Origin of the sequence: Phyllobacterium myrsinacearum (genome assembly GCF_014138285.1) — a bacterium.
Taxonomy (GTDB): domain Bacteria; phylum Pseudomonadota; class Alphaproteobacteria; order Rhizobiales; family Rhizobiaceae; genus Phyllobacterium; species Phyllobacterium myrsinacearum_A.
In genome coordinates, this window is record NZ_JACGXN010000004.1 from 84,974 (window position 1) to 102,110 (window position 17,137).

At 55.5% G+C, this 17,137-nt stretch carries 15 protein-coding genes; 8 read left to right on the forward strand and 7 right to left on the reverse strand.

Annotation, left to right across the window (positions count from 1 at the left end; genetic code table 11):
- Window positions 1-72 precede the first annotated feature (72 nt).
- Both FHW16_RS15095 and FHW16_RS15100 read left to right on the forward strand, forming a co-directional pair.
- The gene (locus FHW16_RS15095) at window positions 73-1,164 is read left to right on the forward strand and encodes a glycosyltransferase family 4 protein (protein ID WP_182550043.1); all 1,092 of its coding nucleotides are present in this window, start codon (window positions 73-75) and stop codon (window positions 1,162-1,164) included.
- Window positions 1,161-1,922, forward strand: coding sequence for a polysaccharide deacetylase family protein (locus tag FHW16_RS15100; protein ID WP_182550044.1), 762 nt, complete (start codon window positions 1,161-1,163; stop codon window positions 1,920-1,922). Before FHW16_RS15095 ends, FHW16_RS15100 begins: the two co-directional genes overlap by 4 nt.
- A 2-nt stretch (window positions 1,923-1,924) precedes the next feature.
- Here FHW16_RS15100 and FHW16_RS15105 read toward each other — a convergent pair whose 3' ends face one another.
- Window positions 1,925-2,755: an MBL fold metallo-hydrolase gene (locus tag FHW16_RS15105; protein ID WP_182550045.1), complete on the reverse strand. Its 831-nt coding sequence runs from the start codon at window positions 2,753-2,755 to the stop codon at window positions 1,925-1,927.
- 200 nt (window positions 2,756-2,955) lie between these two features.
- On the opposite strand from FHW16_RS15105, the gene FHW16_RS15110 reads away from it, so the two are divergent.
- Window positions 2,956-4,725 (forward strand): metallophosphoesterase family protein, encoded by a 1,770-nt coding sequence (locus FHW16_RS15110; RefSeq protein WP_182550046.1) that lies wholly within the window; start codon window positions 2,956-2,958, stop codon window positions 4,723-4,725.
- Window positions 4,726-4,743: 18 nt separating this feature from the next.
- On the opposite strand, the gene FHW16_RS15115 is transcribed toward FHW16_RS15110, so the two are convergent.
- From FHW16_RS15115 to FHW16_RS15130, 4 genes are all read right to left on the reverse strand, one after another.
- Window positions 4,744-5,193, reverse strand: a complete 450-nt coding sequence (locus tag FHW16_RS15115) for a cyclic nucleotide-binding domain-containing protein (RefSeq protein ID WP_182550047.1) — start codon at window positions 5,191-5,193, stop codon at window positions 4,744-4,746.
- A gap of 46 nt (window positions 5,194-5,239) precedes the next feature.
- Window positions 5,240-7,954, reverse strand: coding sequence for an ABC transporter ATP-binding protein (locus FHW16_RS15120; protein ID WP_182550048.1), 2,715 nt, complete (start codon window positions 7,952-7,954; stop codon window positions 5,240-5,242).
- A gap of 339 nt (window positions 7,955-8,293) precedes the next feature.
- Complete coding sequence (locus tag FHW16_RS15125) at window positions 8,294-9,619, reverse strand: MFS transporter (protein ID WP_182550049.1); 1,326 nt, start codon at window positions 9,617-9,619, stop codon at window positions 8,294-8,296.
- Between the two features lie 32 nt (window positions 9,620-9,651).
- Window positions 9,652-10,710 carry a histone deacetylase family protein gene (locus FHW16_RS15130; protein WP_182550050.1) on the reverse strand — a complete coding sequence of 353 codons (1,059 nt, stop codon included), beginning with the start codon at window positions 10,708-10,710 and terminating at the stop codon, window positions 9,652-9,654.
- Between the two features lie 266 nt (window positions 10,711-10,976).
- Between FHW16_RS15130 and FHW16_RS15135 the strand changes: the two genes are divergently transcribed.
- Window positions 10,977-11,663, forward strand: coding sequence for an outer membrane protein (locus FHW16_RS15135; RefSeq protein WP_210278147.1), 687 nt, complete (start codon window positions 10,977-10,979; stop codon window positions 11,661-11,663).
- Window positions 11,664-11,693: 30 nt separating this feature from the next.
- Here the strand turns inward: FHW16_RS15135 and FHW16_RS15140 are convergent, their stop codons facing one another.
- Window positions 11,694-13,160, reverse strand: coding sequence for an MFS transporter (locus FHW16_RS15140; RefSeq protein WP_182550052.1), 1,467 nt, complete (start codon window positions 13,158-13,160; stop codon window positions 11,694-11,696).
- 104 nt (window positions 13,161-13,264) lie between these two features.
- On the opposite strand from FHW16_RS15140, the gene FHW16_RS15145 reads away from it, so the two are divergent.
- From FHW16_RS15145 to FHW16_RS15155, 3 genes are all read left to right on the forward strand, one after another.
- Window positions 13,265-14,110: a LysR family transcriptional regulator gene (locus tag FHW16_RS15145; protein WP_182550053.1), complete on the forward strand. Its 846-nt coding sequence runs from the start codon at window positions 13,265-13,267 to the stop codon at window positions 14,108-14,110.
- 8 nt (window positions 14,111-14,118) lie between these two features.
- Complete coding sequence (gene gloA2, locus FHW16_RS15150) at window positions 14,119-14,502, forward strand: SMU1112c/YaeR family gloxylase I-like metalloprotein (RefSeq protein ID WP_182550054.1); 384 nt, start codon at window positions 14,119-14,121, stop codon at window positions 14,500-14,502.
- Window positions 14,503-14,572: 70 nt separating this feature from the next.
- A complete protein-coding gene (locus FHW16_RS15155; RefSeq protein WP_182550055.1) occupies window positions 14,573-15,376 on the forward strand; it encodes an SDR family NAD(P)-dependent oxidoreductase in 804 nt (267 codons plus the stop codon).
- Here FHW16_RS15155 and FHW16_RS15160 read toward each other — a convergent pair.
- Complete coding sequence (locus FHW16_RS15160) at window positions 15,373-16,257, reverse strand: LysR family transcriptional regulator (protein ID WP_182550056.1); 885 nt, start codon at window positions 16,255-16,257, stop codon at window positions 15,373-15,375. The two genes, FHW16_RS15155 and FHW16_RS15160, sit on opposite strands and share 4 nt — an antisense overlap.
- Before the next feature lie 113 nt (window positions 16,258-16,370).
- Here FHW16_RS15160 and FHW16_RS15165 point away from each other — a divergent pair, with 113 nt between their 5' ends.
- Window positions 16,371-17,111, forward strand: a complete 741-nt coding sequence (locus FHW16_RS15165) for an SDR family oxidoreductase (protein WP_182550057.1) — start codon at window positions 16,371-16,373, stop codon at window positions 17,109-17,111.
- The last annotated feature ends 26 nt before the right edge of the window (window positions 17,112-17,137 follow it).

Genomic DNA, 17,137 nt, shown 5'->3' on the forward strand with positions numbered 1-17,137 from the left:
ATAGATTTGAAGGAATCGGCCGATATTCGCCGAAATGGTTGAAACGATTGTGAAATACTGGATCGCTTGCGCATGCAGGTCGCGTTTTATGCTCCCTTGAAATCACCCAGTCATCCGGTTCCCTCGGGTGACCGGCAAATGGCCCGCTTGCTGATTGCTGCGCTTCAGAAGGCTGGCCATAGCGTGGAGGTGGTTTCCGGGCTCCGCAGTTTTTCGAAGTTACCCATTTTTGAAGACCGGCAACGTATCGCGGCCAGTGCGCAAAGGGAGATTGAACGTCTCTCGGGTCTATGGGGCGCAGATGCAAAACCCGATCTCTGGTTCTGCTACCATCCCTATTACAAGGCGCCTGATCTGATCGGTCCCGCTCTGTCGATCGCTTTGGATATTCCCTATGTCACGGCGGAAGCATCCTATTCGCCGCGCCGTAATGCCACCGGTTGGGCCGAGACGCAGATATTGGTGGCTGAAGCGGTGCGTGGTGCCTCGGTTAATCTCTGTTTTACGCAACGGGATATGAACGGTCTTGCCGCGAACATTCCAGGTGCACGACTTGCAAGGCTGAAGCCGTTTATCGATGTTGATCCCTTTCGCAGTGGGCCGGTTGCGGCTCATCCGCATAGGCTTGTGACAGTGGCGATGATGCGGCCCGGCGACAAGCTGCACAGCTATGAGATGCTGGCGAGATCTTTGTCCCTGATCGGTGACCGCGAATGGACGCTGACTATTGTCGGCGACGGACCGGTCGAGAACGAAGTGAAAGCCCTGTTTTCAGCATTTGGCGAGCGAATAAGCTGGTTGGGCCAACGGAACGCGCAAGAGGTTGCCGCGTTGTTGGAAGAAGGTGGAATCTATGTCTGGCCCGGTTGCGGCGAAGCCTATGGGATCGCTTATCTGGAGGCGCAGGCGGCAGGTTTGCCCGTGGTTGCACAGGCGACAGCGGGTGTGCCGGAAGTGGTTCATGATGGTGTGACGGGTTTCCTCACGCACGAAAATGATGCGCAGGCCTATGCTGACGCTATCGCCAGCCTGCTCGACGATAGCGATCTTCGGTTATCAATGGGCACAGCGGCGCGCCGTTTTGTGTTGCAGGAGAGATCGCTGGAGGTTGCCGCAGGACGGCTTGATGCGCTGCTCAAAAATGCAATGGGAGGAAGTCAATGACGGACGATCCAATCTGGCAGCCCCTGCAAGCCGAGCTTGCACGTTGGATTCACGCTAATCGCAGTGCCCGATTCTGGTTGCGGGATGACGATGCTGTCGAGCCAACAGACGCGCTGGATCGCCTGCTCCAACTCGCCGGTGAATCCAAAGTGCCTCTGACACTTGCCGTGATTCCCGCGCATACGGGGGAACCGTTGGTCAAACGCCTCGAAAGCGAACGTTGGGTCTCTGTGGCGGTCCATGGCTGGTCGCACGAGAATAATGCGCCAAAGGACCGGAAAAAACAGGAACTCGGCCCGGATCGTCCGCGCGCGCTGGTTCTTGAGCAACTGCAGGATGGTTGCAGACTTCTTGCCAAGCTCCATCCGATACGATTTGTGCCCGTACTTGTCCCGCCATGGAACCGGATTGATCCAGCGCTGCTGCCTTATCTCGGTGATTGCGGATTCCAGGCGCTATCGGTGTTTGGAGCGGCAAAAAAGCCGGCAAATTCACTGCCTGCAGTTAACACCCATGTCGATCTGATGGACTGGCACGGCACCAAAGGTTGCCGCGACCATGCGGAACTTGTCGCCGCTATCGTGACAGAGTTGCGCCAGCGGTTTGACGGAAGTTCCGAGCCAATCGGAATTCTGACCCACCATCTTGTCCACGATGAGTCTGCATGGGCGTTCCTGAAGAAGCTTTTCCAGGTCGTGGCAAAGACGCCCGGCGGGCGCTGGCTCTCCATCAATGAGCTAATGAAGAGCCAAAGTTAACATTAGAGATCAATGATCTGACCGTCACGCGCCGCAAAAGTCCCGGCGAAGCGCTTCTTCGCCAATTGCTCAAAGCGGTCTATCTCGTCATCCGTGCGCGATGGTGCATGATGGAAGAGCGCAAGCTGGTTAACCTTTCCAGCAGCTGCCAGCTTCACGCCGTGCTGCCAGGTAGAATGGCCGTAGCCGAAGCGGCGCGGCATTTCATCTTCCGTATAGGTACAATCATACACAACGAGATCTGCTCCGTCGATCAGACCAAGCACGGCAGGATCGAGGATGCCGGCTTCATGCTCCGTGTCGTAAATGAGCGCCAGCACCTTGCCTGCCCATTCGACGCGATAGCCAATGCAACCGCCGGGATGATTAAGACTATCTGTGCGGATTGCGACACCCTCGTGCGGGGTGAGAATGTCGCCGGATCGAAAATCACGAAAGCTGAGACTTGCCTTGCAAATATCCGGCTCAACGGGAAACCATGGCGGGCGCATGAATTGGCGAACCATTTCCCGTGTGGTCATAATACCTGAGAGATGACCGGACCAAAGCCGCACATTCATCATTGGATTGTAAAGCGGGGCGAAATAGGGCAAGCCGATAATGTGGTCATAGTGACAATGGGTGAAGATGATGTCGAGGTTGTCCACACCCTCACCGGACACGGCATCACCAGCCTGACGCAAGCCGGAGCCCCCGTCAAAAATCAGTCTATGCTCGCCGCAGCGTACTTCGATACATGACGTGTTTCCGCCATAACGTTCAAATTCGGGGCCGGATACTGGTACGCTGCCACGCGTTCCCCAGAATTTCACCCGAAATATCTCTTCGCTCATACGTTTCTCACACCCAATTCCCCGTTTTTTTGGTCATCGTAACCAAACTGCAGACGTTATGCGAGGCTTGGATTTTGTTTTATTGGCTAAGTGCGCAATAAAAGTCTGCCATTCAGCATATGTAGGCGATAGTGATTTGTTTTTTAAGCTTTATGACAATCGCTGATACAAATGTATAAAATCATTGGAACATCTGATTCATGTCATCGGCCACATTTCCCTCCCTCGCAGTCATCGCAGATGCCCACTTTCATGATCTTTATGGCGACTATGATTTCGCCGGAGTAGCCGCTGGTGGTCGACGTATGACGGCCCGGCGCTTGACGGACACGGTGCGTTCCACGCGGGTTTTCAACGAAAGCTATTTTGCGCTGCGCACCGCGCTTGACGATGTCGTCAGCCGGAGCATCAAGCATGTGGTGTTGCTTGGCGATTATTCCGACGATGGACAAGTCTCCACGCTCAAGGCGCTTCGGCAACTGCTGGATGGGTACACGCAAGCGCATGGGCTGATCTTCACGGCGGTTCCCGGAAATCATGATATTTTTGGCCCCAAAGGCCGGCATCACGCCAAGCGATTGTTGAATCCTGACGGCAGCTACACGATCGTGGCCAGTGACAGCGCGTTCATTGACGAGGATGCCGATGGTATGGTCGTTACGGACAAGATGTACTGTCAGGGCTATCCGGAGGGGCTGCAGGCATTGCCTGACTTCGGATTTTTCAGGCGGGTGACGGATATTCATTGGGAAACACCCTTCGGGCTGGATGACAATCCCGCCGGACGGCTTTACCCGATCCGCTCGGCGGACGGGACGAACGAATATCAGCTTATGGATACATCCTATCTGGTCGAGCCAATTCCAGGTCTCTGGCTACTGATGATCGATGCCAATGTATTCGTGCCGCGTGATGGTGATTTCGAGCGAGGCGATTCCGGAGCATTCATCGACAGCACCAATGCAGGCTGGAATACTATGCTGCATCACAAGCGGTTTGTTATCGACTGGATAAAGAGTGTTTCCGCACGTGCAGAGATCGAAGGTAAGCATCTTCTTACATTTTCGCACTACCCGATGCTGGATATTCTGGACGATACGCATGCGGATGAAAAACAACTGATCGGCAATACCAGCTCGGTCAAACGCACGCCGCTTCCTGATGTTGCCGCCGCCATGATGCAGGCCGGTGTACGGATTCATTTCAGCGGCCATCTTCACGTCAATGATACAGCGCGAGCGGAGAAGGGTGCGTCCTGGCTCGTTAACGTCGGGGTGCCGTCACTCGTCGCTTTCCCGCCTGCTTTCAAGGTCATCACCTTCATGGAACAGAGTCTGCACATCGAAACGATCAGTATTGATGATCAGCCGATCGATCCCGTCCTGAATGACCAGTACCGCACCGAAATCAAACTGACCGGCAAGAATGTCGGGAACATGCTGGACGCCGTGGATTATGGCGCCTTCATATCCGAACACGTTGATCAACTGGTCGTGCATCGCTATCTCAGGCGGGAGTGGCCTAAGGATATTGCGCGCATATTACCGCTGCTCACTCTTGGCGATCTCCTCACGCTCAGCCTTTTCGAGCAGCCGGTGGACATGGATGCAACAATCATTCTCGTTCATGCGGAACGCGGACGCCCCGAGACCAAAGCCAAAATACAGGCACTTCTCGCGAGTGAAGATATTGGGCTCGAGCATTTTGACAGGATGACGGCACTGGAACTTCTGGGCGACTGGTATCGCCTGCGCATGGCAAGCGAAATGGCGCTTGATCGCATATCTGCAGCAAGGCAGGAAATCTATCGGGCCCTGATCGCTGTTTTTGCTGGTTCCAATGCAATACAGATTGGCGGCGCGCAGGCACATTTTGCCCTGATGCTGCAGATGATGGGCCGCTATTTCTCTGGCCTGCCGTCACGCAATTTCAGGATCGACCTTGCTAGCGGCAGGATCGATAAAATTTGACGCTTTGCAAAATCCGGGTCAGTGCTTGCTGCGCTCTTCCGACAGTTCGGCCGTCGTATGGCTTAGCCGGCTAGCCAGAACCCGCATGATCTCGATGGTCATCTCAGGATAATCGCTCAACAGCTTGAGAAAATGTTCCTTGCTGATACGCAGGGCTTCAAGAGGCGTCGATGCGGTTACGGTGGCGGTGCGCAGCACGTCGCAGAGAATTGCAATTTCGCCAACAATGGAATCATGCTCGACTTCGGCTACCTTGATCTGGCCGCTGGGCGTATCAACGCTGACATCGGCGGTACCGGAGAGGATCACGTAGGCGGCGTCGGCCATATCTCCTTGGCGGAACAGGGCCTGATCAGCCCGATAGCTGACACGATCCGACGTAAACGCCAGAAGCTTCAGCTTTGCTGGCGCCACACCGGAAAACAGCGGAATCCGCCGCAGCATTTCGACTTCGTCTTTCAGAAGCATGAACGTCCACTACCCCAAAGTGTTATTCTACCCACACCACAGACTATTACGATACGAGTTCTTTGAATATACCGTTTTTCTCCAAAAGAGTCGCGTGGGTTCCGTCTTCAACCAAAGTCCCACGGTCGAAAACAAGGACGCGATCAAACAAGTTTGCCAGAGAAGAATTGGCCAGCACCCAGATGATTGCGGGCGCATGACCCTCTTCATGCAGGTCTTGCAAGATATTGCGCATGATCTGATCCTGCACGCGCTGATCAAGGGCAGGCAATGGACGATTGAAGATCACATAATCAGCCCGCTTGAGCAGAGCCCTGGCGACGTTCAGTTTCTGTCGTTGCACGTTGGTAATGCGTTTTCCGCCAGAGCCGACATCGAAATCAAGTCCAATGGACAGCACGCTGTCATAAAGACCAAGCTTGTCGAAAAGGTCACGAAGAATGACGCGTATGCGATCCGGTCCGTCTGCCTGGGTGAACCCGATTCTCCCGAAGAGAACATTGTCCATCAGGTTGGCGGACTCTATGAATTTCTTGGCATCATACCGTTCAACTACGGCTTTCAGATCATCAGGCAAATTCTTGTGGAAGCGTAGACGCGCATCAACGATCTTGGCCATGAGTTCATCGGTCAAAAGACCAAAGCGGTGTCTTGGTTCGATATAGGCAAAGCTCAAGCGGATGATACTGGACCGCTCGTCGGGAGAGGCGGCATCAAAATCGCGCCCCTGCAGCTTCTGCAACAGCAACTGATAGGTTGGGATATCATCGGCGGTCATAAATGTCAGCTGCTGGAAGAACGGATGGTCCGGTGGTAAGTCCTGGAACAGTTCTATCGCGTTGGCCGCGATCTCAAGACCCATATTGTAAAGATCGATATTCAGACCGCTTTCCCGCAATATGGAGCGGAAATACGGATGGGCAGCAAGCTTCAAATTGGTCATCATCGGTCGCTTTACAGTACCGAAAAGCAAATTCTCGCCAATAGTCGCCTGCGGATTGTAGGCTTTCGGTTCAAAGGGCACCACAAGCCCATCAAGATCCTCCTCCTTGAGGCTTTTGCGCAGGGCCTGCCGAAGTTCCACAATGCGGTTTGTCAGGTCGGAATGGGTAGTCGTGTCAACCTGTGACCGAAGCGCCAGGTCGACAATATCCTGCGAGATCATGACCGCTTCAAGCACTGGCCGCACGACACTGAAAAGATCGTGGGGACCCGTGACACCCGCAGATTGATAGTCGACCCAGTCGCTGTTGAGATCAAGGTCAGGATTGCCGGCGAGGCGTGCTTCGTTGATATCCCATTTGTACTTGATCGCCTTCGCACCTTCGTACTCGACCTTGGTCAAGGGTGCATGCTTGAGACCGTACAGGAGATTGTCGCGCAGCGATCCATGGAAGAAATAGGCATCCGAAGCAGCATAGCCGATACGACGACCGGTAATGGATTCCGGGAGTTCAAGAATATCCTTGCCGTCAATGGTGATCCGGCCGGAGTCGGGCCAGATGAGGCGCGCAAACGCCTCGGCAATCGCTTCCCCGCCGCTGCCGCTGTTGCCGACAATCGCAACAGTCTCGCCGAGCTTGATCTCAAGCGAAACATGCTCGACGAGGCGCGCGCCGCTGTCGTCAGACAGTGTAAGATTCACCGCATTCAGCGAATGTTCCAGTTTGCCGACGGGTTCATGAACAACCGCCTGGATGTGTGGGTCCACAAGCATATCTACGTTGAACTGTTCGACAACCTGCGCATACTTGACCTGAACGTCCTGGCGTGACTGATCCCAGTCGATCAGTTCCTTCAAGGGGCCGGGCAGATCTTTATAGGCATTGATGACAGCAACAAGCTGGCCGATATCAAGCCGGCCCTGCAAGGCGAGAACGCCGCCGATGGAATAAAACAGGAAGGGCGTCACCTGCGCGAGGAAATTGTTGATGAATTTGACCAGGAACTTCCATTGATACAGATCGTAGCGGATGGAGAAGATCAGCCCGAGACGGGCTGCAATGTCCGCGCGCTCGTAATTGGACGTATCGTTGCCGTGGATGGTGCCGATGCCATCGACAATCTCGCCTACGCGGCCTGACAGCTCGCGTGCAGTCAACTGGCGCTGACGGCCGAGCTCAAGCAATCTTTTGCGCATGCGTGGAATGACTACGCCTTGTACGGCGACGATGCCGGCCGCAATCATGCCCAGCCAGAAATTCTGCAGGATAATGAAGACGAGCGCTGTAATGGCTTGTCCGCCAAGAAGGGCAGGCTGGACAAACGCGTCACCGGTGAAACCGCCCATGGGCTCCACCTCATCCTTGATCATGGTCGCGATTTCGGCCGATTTCACCCGCTTGAACTGGCTTGGGGGAAAGCGCAGAACGCGGTCGATCAATTCAAAACGGATGCGGCGCAGCATGCGCTCGCCAAGCCGGCCCTTGTAGGTGTTGATGTAGAGCTTGAAGAGGCCGTTGATCACGACAAGCAGCAGAAACACCAGGCTCAAGGCCATCAGCATCTGGAAGCGCGTCAGCTGAAGCCCTTCAAAAAACATCACCTTGCCGAAATAGGGCAGATTGTACTGGATGCGCATGAAGGTCTGCGTCGCACCTTCCGCTTCAAATCCCGTGCCCTGTATGGGGCCGTTGACAATCTGTTTCGGCAAGTCGAACGACAGGAAATACGGGATCATCGAGGCCGCAACGACCGTCAATATCCATATTTGCTGGAACCGTGTGTTCGACCAGATGTAGCGTGTTAGACTTTTTTCCATGGATAACCGTAAGCTGTCAAATAAGCTGAATTCTGAACAATTCCAATAGGTTGTATTTTGTTGAAATCCTCCTTTTGAAACCGTTTGGTGCAATGAGCTGGAGGCAAAAATGGATGGCAGTGTGTAAATTTTGCGAGACTGGCAGGAATCTCCCGAACCTTTCAGTTACCCAGTTTACAACACAGGGTAGCTGAACGCTATATGTTTGCTCCCAATTGTATGGGTGCAAATTCGGTCACGACAGGATGTCTCCACACGGTGCTGGCATACAGAAATCCCTTCAGAAAAACGACGGCACTCCGACACCCGATGTTTGTCGCTGGGGTGTCGGAGGTCAGCTCAAGCTTTGCTTTGGACTGCGTCAGCCGTGCTCGCCGTGCCTGTTTCCGAGGCACTGTCGTCCACGGGTAGCAGGAGGCTGGATATAAGGCTCGCGCCAGCGATGAATATAAAGAGTATGGCCAGCGGTGCCCATTGAACTCCATATTTATGCACGAGCCAGACGCCGATCATCGGAGTCAGCCCACTGAAAATGGCGCCGCTCAGGGAAGAAGACAGTGAAATCCCTGTGTACCGCAAATGCACCGGGAAGGCGCGGGTCAGGAATGGCGCCATGACGGCGTAATGGGCCGCTAGAAACACCGTTGCCCCCAGTATGGCAATATAGATGTTCGTGAGGTTTCCAGAGACGATGAGCATCATCATTGGAATCGCAAAGATCAACGCTGCGGTCGCCATGGCAACCAGCAGAAAGCGTTCGCCATATCGGGTTGCGATATAGGAACCGGCGGGGAAGGCGAACAGCTCGACCACACCAACCCACGAGATCAGCTCCAGCATATCGGAACGATTGATCCCGAGCGACGTGGTTGTGAATGTCATCATCAATGTGGTGATGAAATAGAAGCCTGCCACGCCGAGCAGGCATAATCCCATGCCGAGCAGCAGAGACATTTTCTTTGTCTGGAATATTTCCTTGGCCGGAATGACGCTCTGGACCGATTTCTCCTTGAGGCGCTCAAGAAGTTCCGGGCTCTCATTGATCCCAGCACGAATGATGAAGGCAAAGATGATCAGGACACCACTCAGCAGGAAGGGTACACGCCAGCCCCAACGCAGGAAATCCTCCTGAGGCAGGTCGGAGACGGTGCGGAAGGCGAGAGTCGCCAGGATAAGCCCGACAGGACTGCCATATTGCGGGGCGGATGCCAGAAAAGTCCGCCAGCGTGGTGGCGCGTGTTCCGCCGCGATCAGAACGGCGCCACCCCATTCTCCGCCGACCGCGATGCCTTGCACCAGACGCAAGGCCACGAGAAGAATAGCTGCCGTCAATCCGATGGAATGAAAACTGGGCAGAAGGCCAATGAGAACCGTGGCGACGCCCATCAACAGCAGTGTGATGATCAGGGATTTCTTACGACCTACCTTGTCGCCAAAATGACCGAACAGCAAAGCACCGAAAGGCCGGGCGATAAAGCCGATTGCAAAGGTTCCAAGAGACGCAAGGATGCCCATGATGGGATCGGTCGAAGCAAAGAATACATCACCAAATACAAGGGCGGCCGCCGTACCGTAGATGTAAAAATCGTACCACTCGATCATGGTGCCGACGAAGGCTCCCAAAGCCGCCCGGATAGGCTGTCTCTCAATGGTTATTTGAGTCATTTCTTTGCCCCTGCTTTTCCAAAAAGTTCTGCCTATGACTTGCGGCGTGATGCTTGATAGGCGGCCATGAAGCGGGGTGCGGCCTCGGCGACGGCGCTCAGCGAATAGCCTCCCTCCTGAACGATGACAGCCGGCAGGTCGACGGCACCCCAAACGGCTCCGATTTCGGCATAGGCCTCCGTTGTCACCTTGAGTTTTGACAGAGGGTCATTGTGATGCGCATCCCAACCGGCTGAAATGACCAGCGCTGTCGATCCGTGCTTTACAACGGCATCGGCCAACGCGCGATTGGCTTCAATAAAGGCCTCGTCGCCGCTGCCCTCGGACAAGGGCAGATTGAGGTTGGTACCTTGGCCCGCACCGGCACCGGTTTCATCGGCATACCCGCTGTAGTGCGGATAGTAGTTCGACGGATCCGTATGGGTGGACCCGAAGAACACGTCGTCGCGCGTGTAGAAAATGGCTTGGGTGCCATCCCCGTGATGCGTATCGAAATCGATGATTGCTACCCGATCATGCCGCTTGCGCAATTGTTGGGCGATAATGGCTGCATTGTTGAAATAGCAGAATCCTGCCGCCCGGTCGGCATAGGCGTGATGGCCGGGTGGACGGCACAGGGCGAAAGACTCCCGGGCACCATTCAAGATGACATCGGCGGCGGCAATGGCTGTCTGGGCGGAAGCATAGGCGGAAGCGTAGGTATGCTCCATCATCGCGCAGGAAAGGCCGTTGATGTACCAGCCAGCCTGACCAAGAATACCTGTTGGGCGCGGGCGAGGACGAGCGGCGAAATCCTGCCCAGCCCCTTGATAGGCATTGACGTTCGGCAAGACTTCGGGGCCATGATTCGGCAATTGCATGAATCTCTCATAGGCGGTCTGCAGGAAAGCGACATAGTGATCCGCGTGGACGGCACGTATGGGATCAAGTCCAGAATCGTGGGGTTCTTCCTGAGAGAAGCCCAGTTGTGTCAGGGCCTCAATCAGCGTGTGGGCCCGTGCCGGATTTTCAAGTGGGTCGGTAATCCTGCCGTTGATCATATACTGTTTGGGTTGGTGTGCCATTTGCTGGCTGGCAAAGAACAGTTTCATGAATGCGGCTTCTTGATCAGGTTACGGTGAGTCGTATTGAAAGCTTATTCACTGCGATCAGCAATGCAATCCGGAAGGTTCAGCCTGCTTTTCGGATCACCAGTCTCGACAACAGATACTGTGCGCGTAGCCGGAGCTCTTGCACACCGTTGGGAACCGGGTCGAGATCATGGTGGAACTTGAAATCATGCTTAACCGGAACTTAACGAGCACAACCTAGGATGTAGGAAAGGGGAAATTCCCCACGATGACGATTTCGGGGATTGATGATGCGTTTCAAGAGAATACTTCTTTCGGCAGCTGCTCTTCTTCCATTGCTTGGAGGACATGTTCTCGCCGCCGATCTCGGTTCAGCGACTTATCCGCAAGACGTGCCGGCATTTGTACCAGTCGAACAGGCTTCGGGCTGGTACTTGCGCGGCGATGTGGCTTACAACTTCAAATCTGACGTAAAAGCCAATGTTGATTATGTCGGAGGTACCGCACCGGCCGATTATGAAATGAAGCGTGGATTTTCCCCGTTCCTCGGCGTCGGCTATCAGTTCAACGATTATCTGCGCGGAGACGTGACGGTCGGCTATAGCCAGCGGGATACAACCTATTTCGATACCACTGCCAAACTCTGGGAGGGGATGGTGAATGCCTATGTGGATCTGGGTAAATATTATGGCATTACACCCTATGTTGGCGGCGGTGTTGGAATCGCCAACGTCAATTACGATTTCGTGGGCCCCGTCTATTCCGGGCTCACATCCAGTGACACCAACCGTTTTGCATGGGCACTCATGGCGGGTGTGGCCGTTGACGTAACCCCAAATCTCAAACTGGATCTGGGTTATCGCTATTCAGACATCAATGGTGCGGATTTGTATAAGGCGGGCGATGTGACGGTTCGTGACAACGGAATCAAAACCCATCAGCTTCGTGCAGGTGTACGTTTCAGCACCTGGTAGGGATCGGCAGCTCAGGCGTATCGCGGAGTCTCATCCCTCCATGGGCACGGGGTCATCTGCATTGCTGCTGCCTGTGTTGGCAAGCCACAGAGACAGCACACCACACAGCACCAACAGAAAGACATTGCAGCCAAGCGCAACGCTGAAGGCGTATTGATAGCTCGCGATGTTCTGGCCTGACCCGAGTGCTGTATAGAAGATGCCGCCTATGATGGCGATGCCGAGGGCTGCTCCGACCTGAAATGTTGATATCATGAGGCCGGAGACCAATCCGGCGTGCCTCTGGTCGACTCCGCCGATGACAGCCTTGATGATGGATGGCAGCACCATGCCAAAACCGAGGCCTGCGCAGAAAAGGCCGAAATCCATCCCCCATGCAAATCGGGGCAGACTGACGGCAATGATCACACCGCCAAAACCCAGAACCTGAAGCGCAAAACCGAGAGCGAGGGCACGGGTGCCAAGCGCTTGCATCACACGGGATGAAACCAGAGATCCCGCGAAGAATCCCCCCGCGAAAGGCAATGTTGCCAGTCCGGCTTCTAGGGCCGTCAAATGCAACCCTCCCTGAAGATAGACCGAGAAGGTCAGGTAAAAGGAGGACAACATGTAAAATGCCAGGGCGATGATGACGCCTATAACAAAAGCGCCATCCCTGAACAGGGAAAGTTCGACCAGCGGGTCGCCGCCGCGCGCGGATATCTTTGCCTCAAAACGGATGAATGCGATCAAGACGATCGGACATAGGATGAGCATGGCAAGTATCCACATCGGCCAGCCGGTTTCCCTGCCTTCAACCAGCGGGTAGACCAGCAACCCCAACGTGAGTGACAGAAGGGCGATACCGCCAAAATCGAGTTTCTGGGCATGTGACGAGCGGGAATCACGCAGGTAGAAAACGCTGCCGATGAAAGCTGCGCACCCGATCGGCACATTGATGAGGAAAATTGCTTGCCATGTCAGCCCAAAAGGCTGCGAAGACACCAGTACCCCGCCGAGTATCTGGCCGCTGATATTGGCAAACCCGAAAGTGGCGCCGTAAAGGCCGAGAGCACGGCTCTGTTCTGCCGCCGGAAACAGCACCCGTATCGATGCCAGAATCTGTGGCGTCATCATCGTGGCGGTCAAACCCTGCAGGATTCGACCGAGAATTAGGATCGAAGGCGACCAAGCCACACTGCAAACGACCGATGCAAGGGTAAACCCTGCAACGCCGGTCATGAAAAACCGCTTGCGCCCGAACAGGTCTCCAAGCCGCCCACCGGTGATCAGGAATACGGCATAGGTGGCAGCATAGGCCGAGATGACAAATTGCACCTCGCTTGACGATGCACCAAGGCTCTCACGGATTGTGGGGAGTGCCAGATTGACAACGTTGAAGTCGAGGAAAGGCAAAAAGGCACCCGTCAGCAGGACAGCCAGGGCGAGCCACCGGCGCGGGTCGGTATCCGTTTCCTGGACGATGTGCCCGCTTGTGATTTCCATCTGCACGTTCATCAATGGCTCCTTGCCCTTCGGCGGCATACAGCGATTGTAACGGTCGTAGATCTATAATAAAATGATATGTATAACTATATCAGTGATAACAATATGGTATTCACATGATCACCCTCGATGTTGATTCAGTTCAGGCATTTGTTCTGGTTGCGGATCTGCGCAGCTTCACGAAAGCAGCTGAAGCGCTTGATACGTCGCAGGCTGCCGTGAGCGTAAAACTGAAGCGGCTGGAAGAGAAATTGGGGCAAAAGCTCATCGAGCGGACGCCCCGCCTTGTTCGCCTGTCTGTACAGGGTGCGGCGTTTCTCGAAGCAGGGCGCGCGTTTCTCGCCGCGCACGAGCGCGCTGTTGCAGGTCTTTCCTCACAGCCGCGCAGGCTGGCTCTTGGCATCAACGTACACGTCGCGGGCCCGGAACTGCCGGTTCTGCTGGCGCGGTTGAACGCCCATGATCCGGCCCTGTGCATGGAAGTACATGTCGACACATCCCGTGATTTGCTGGCTGCCTACGACAAGGGTTCGCTGGATGCTGTCATTGTCCGCCGTGAAGACAACCGGCGGGACGGCGAGGTCTTGTCGCAAGACCGGTTTGGCTGGTTTGCGTCGCCCGATTTCCAGCGCAGGGACCACGAGCCGCTTCGTCTCGCTTCGTTGGCATCCTCGTGCGGTGTCCGGTCGATTGCTACACGCGCTCTTGATGCGGCTGATATAGCGTGGACGGAGGTTTTCGTTGGCGGCGGCATGGCGGCAGTGGGTGCCGCGGTTTCCATCGGGCTTGCGGTTGCTGCACTGGCCCGGCGCGTTGCTCCGATCGGGACCGTGGAGGTTGGAGAGCGGCTTGGCTTGCCACGACTTCCGGAGTTTGACATCGTCATGCACTCGTCCTTGTCCGATGCGCGTTCTCGCGGTGCCTTGCGAACCCTTGCGACTGCTTTTCGGGATCATAGATAGGAATACCGATGTTCTCACGTTTTCATCATGTCGCAATCATCTGCGGGGATTACGATCGTTCCAAGCAATTCTACGTCGAGAAGCTTGGCTATCAGATTATCGATGAAAACTGGCGGCCGGACAGCCAGTCATGGAAGTGTGATCTGAAGTCGGGCGACACCCAGATCGAGCTGTTTCACTTTCCGCAGTCCCCGGTACGTCCGTCGCGCCCGGAAGCGCGCGGGCTTCGCCATCTTGCCTTCGCCGTTACGTCGGTGGCTGATACACTGGTCTGGTTGCAGGCAAGGGATATTGAGACTGAGCCGGTCCGGATCGATCCCTATACCAAGCGTGCCTTCACATTCTTTACCGATCCCGATGGTCTGCCCATCGAGATTTATGAGACAGGTTGAGGAATAGGGAACCAACTGCCACCAGGGCGGTTATCCGCCTAGAATGCTTTAGACGTCCGGGGAGAATGTTATGGATCTGCAACTGGCCAACAAGACAGCACTGGTTACCGGGTCAACTGCCGGAATCGGACTGGCAATCGCCAAACGTCTGGCGGCGGAGCGTGCCCATGTTGCCATTGTCGGGCGCTCGCAATCCAAGCTGGATGAGGCGTTTGCCGCAGTGGTTGAAGCTGCTTCTCCGGACGCTAAATCCGGTGTCCGTGCCATCCTCGCCGATGCGGGTACAGCTGAAGGTGCGGCGGTGCTCGCGGCCGAGATCCCCACGGTCGACATTCTGATCAATAATCTCGGCATCTATGAGTCCAAACCCTTTGCCGACATTTCCGACGCGGACTGGCGCAGGTTCTTCGAAATTAATGTGCTCGGTGGCGCACGTCTGGCCCGCCAGTATTTTCCCGGTATGCTGGAAAGAAACTGGGGACGGATTATCTTCGTTGCCAGTGACTCCGCGCTCGTCATCCCGCCGGATATGATCCACTACGGAATGACCAAGACCGCGCAGCTTGCGATATCGCGTGGCCTTGCCGGATTGACCAAGGGCACAAAAGTCACCGTCAATTCGATCCTGCCCGGCAGCACGCGCTCGGAGGGTATTGTCGACTTTCTGAAGAGTGTTGTCAGCAATCCCGATGCTTCGCCTGAAGATATGGAAGCCGAGTTTTTCCAGAAAGAGCGCCCGACGTCGTTGATTCAGCGGATGATCGAGCCTGAAGAGATTGCCAATCTCGCCGCCTATGTGGCCAGTCCGCTTTCGGCCGCCACAAACGGAGCGGCTTTGCGGGTGGATGGGGGAATTACACCGACAATCGCCTAGGCCGTAAACTCTCGCGATATCCAATCTATGAAGACGCGGACGCGCGGAGAGAGCTGTCTGTTGCGTGGATAAAGCAGGGATACAGGCGTGGGTGAGAGTGGAAAGTCCGGGAGAATCTGGATGAGCGTACCCGCTGCAAGGTCAGCTTCGGCGTGGTAGCGCGGAATCTGGATAAGTCCGAGGCCCAACCGTGCAGCAGTGGCAAAGCTCTCCGCAGCATTCACCCAGACAGGCGCCGGCAATGTGATGAAGCGGACGCTGCCGTTCACGATGAACTCGAGCGGCAGAACTCCGCCTGTCGCCGTCGAGCGAAAGCCGACCATCTGGTGTCCGGCAAGTCTATCCGGATGCTCCGGCATGCCGAACCTCTCGATGTAACCGGGAGAGGCCAGCGTTATCTCTTCCAGCATCCCCACGCGCTTTGCGATCATGTCGCTGTCGGAGAGATCACCGACGCGCAGCACGCAATCGACACCCTCACGCACAAGGTCAACGAGCCTGTCGCCCTCGCTCATGTAGAACTGAATTTCGGGATAGGTCCGCAGGAATGCCGGTAATCCGGGCAGAAGAAAGTGCCGCGCCAGCGTTCCGTGCACGTCTACCCGCAGCGGACCTTTTGGTTTCGCCCCGGCAAACGCGCCTTCGGCATCCTCAATGTCAGCCAGAATCGCCAGGCAGCGCTGGTAATAGGCCTCGCCGTCCAGCGTTGGGCTCACGTGCCGGGTGGTCCGTTGCAACAGGCCGATGCCAAGGCGCGCCTCCAACTGCTGAACTGCGTTGGTCACGGTCGAGCGCGGCAATCCGACATCCTCTGCCGCCAGTGTGAAACTGCGGCGTTCGACGACACGGGCGAAAACCCGCATGGCATCCAATGTGTCCATTATTCTCATTTCTCGAATAGTGATGCCAATTATCGCATGATTATCCCAAGAGATAAATGGAGCATGGTGCCTTCATCAACAGCGCTGCGGCGCAGACATGAAGGAGAAAGACCATGACACAAGTTAAAAAGAAGATCGCAATTGTGACCGGCGCGTCCCGCGGTATCGGTGCAGCCATTGCCGGGCGCCTGGCTTCGGACGGTTTCACCGTCGTCATCAATTATTCCGGAGACGCTGCACCGGCTGAAGAACTGGCCCGTGAGATCGAAGAGACGGGCGGTACCGCTTTGACCGCCAAGGCTGACGTCAGTGATGCACAGGCAGTAGCCCGCATGTTCGATGCGGCGGAAACTGCATTCGGTGGTGTCGACGTGCTCGTCAACAATGCCGGAATTCTCAAGACGCTTCCATTGGCCGAAACCAGTGACGAGGAGTATGACCGTCATTTTGGCATCAACGTCAAGGGAACGTTCAACACCTTGCGCGAAGCCGCCAAACGCCTGAACGATGGGGGGCGGATTGTCAATTTCTCCAGCACCACCCTTGCACTGAACATGCCGGGTTATGCGGTTTATAACGGCACCAAAGCGGCTGTCGAGGCGTTCACACACGTCTTTGCCAAGGAACTGCGCGGCCGCAACATTACGGTCAATGCAGTGGCTCCTGGTCCAATTGCCACGGACCTTTTCCTCAACGGCAAGAGCGACGAGCTTGTCGCCCAATTTGCCAAGATGCCGCCGCTCGAGCGGCTGGGCCAGCCCGACGATATCGCCAGCGTGGTTTCCTTCCTTGTCGGCCCTGACGCTGGCTGGATCAACGGCCAGATCGTTCGCGCCAATGGCGGTGTCGCCTGATGAACCTCTTCCAACACTCAACAATC

What these genes read in the sequence shown, in the direction of transcription:
- FHW16_RS15145 (WP_182550053.1), top strand. Translation starts at nt 13,265, where the DNA reads ATGATCACCCTCGATGTTGATTCAGTTCAGGCATTTGTTCTGGTTGCG.
- FHW16_RS15160 (WP_182550056.1), bottom strand. Translation starts at nt 16,257, where the DNA reads ATGGACACATTGGATGCCATGCGGGTTTTCGCCCGTGTCGTCGAACGC.
- FHW16_RS15140 (WP_182550052.1), bottom strand. Translation starts at nt 13,160, where the DNA reads ATGAACGTGCAGATGGAAATCACAAGCGGGCACATCGTCCAGGAAACG.
- FHW16_RS15110 (WP_182550046.1), top strand. Translation starts at nt 2,956, where the DNA reads ATGTCATCGGCCACATTTCCCTCCCTCGCAGTCATCGCAGATGCCCAC.
- FHW16_RS15100 (WP_182550044.1), top strand. Translation starts at nt 1,161, where the DNA reads ATGACGGACGATCCAATCTGGCAGCCCCTGCAAGCCGAGCTTGCACGT.
- gloA2 (WP_182550054.1), top strand. Translation starts at nt 14,119, where the DNA reads ATGTTCTCACGTTTTCATCATGTCGCAATCATCTGCGGGGATTACGAT.
- FHW16_RS15165 (WP_182550057.1), top strand. Translation starts at nt 16,371, where the DNA reads ATGACACAAGTTAAAAAGAAGATCGCAATTGTGACCGGCGCGTCCCGC.
- FHW16_RS15135 (WP_210278147.1), top strand. Translation starts at nt 10,977, where the DNA reads ATGATGCGTTTCAAGAGAATACTTCTTTCGGCAGCTGCTCTTCTTCCA.
- FHW16_RS15155 (WP_182550055.1), top strand. Translation starts at nt 14,573, where the DNA reads ATGGATCTGCAACTGGCCAACAAGACAGCACTGGTTACCGGGTCAACT.
- FHW16_RS15130 (WP_182550050.1), bottom strand. Translation starts at nt 10,710, where the DNA reads ATGAAACTGTTCTTTGCCAGCCAGCAAATGGCACACCAACCCAAACAG.
- FHW16_RS15095 (WP_182550043.1), top strand. Translation starts at nt 73, where the DNA reads ATGCAGGTCGCGTTTTATGCTCCCTTGAAATCACCCAGTCATCCGGTT.
- FHW16_RS15125 (WP_182550049.1), bottom strand. Translation starts at nt 9,619, where the DNA reads ATGACTCAAATAACCATTGAGAGACAGCCTATCCGGGCGGCTTTGGGA.
- FHW16_RS15115 (WP_182550047.1), bottom strand. Translation starts at nt 5,193, where the DNA reads ATGCTTCTGAAAGACGAAGTCGAAATGCTGCGGCGGATTCCGCTGTTT.
- FHW16_RS15120 (WP_182550048.1), bottom strand. Translation starts at nt 7,954, where the DNA reads ATGGAAAAAAGTCTAACACGCTACATCTGGTCGAACACACGGTTCCAG.
- FHW16_RS15105 (WP_182550045.1), bottom strand. Translation starts at nt 2,755, where the DNA reads ATGAGCGAAGAGATATTTCGGGTGAAATTCTGGGGAACGCGTGGCAGC.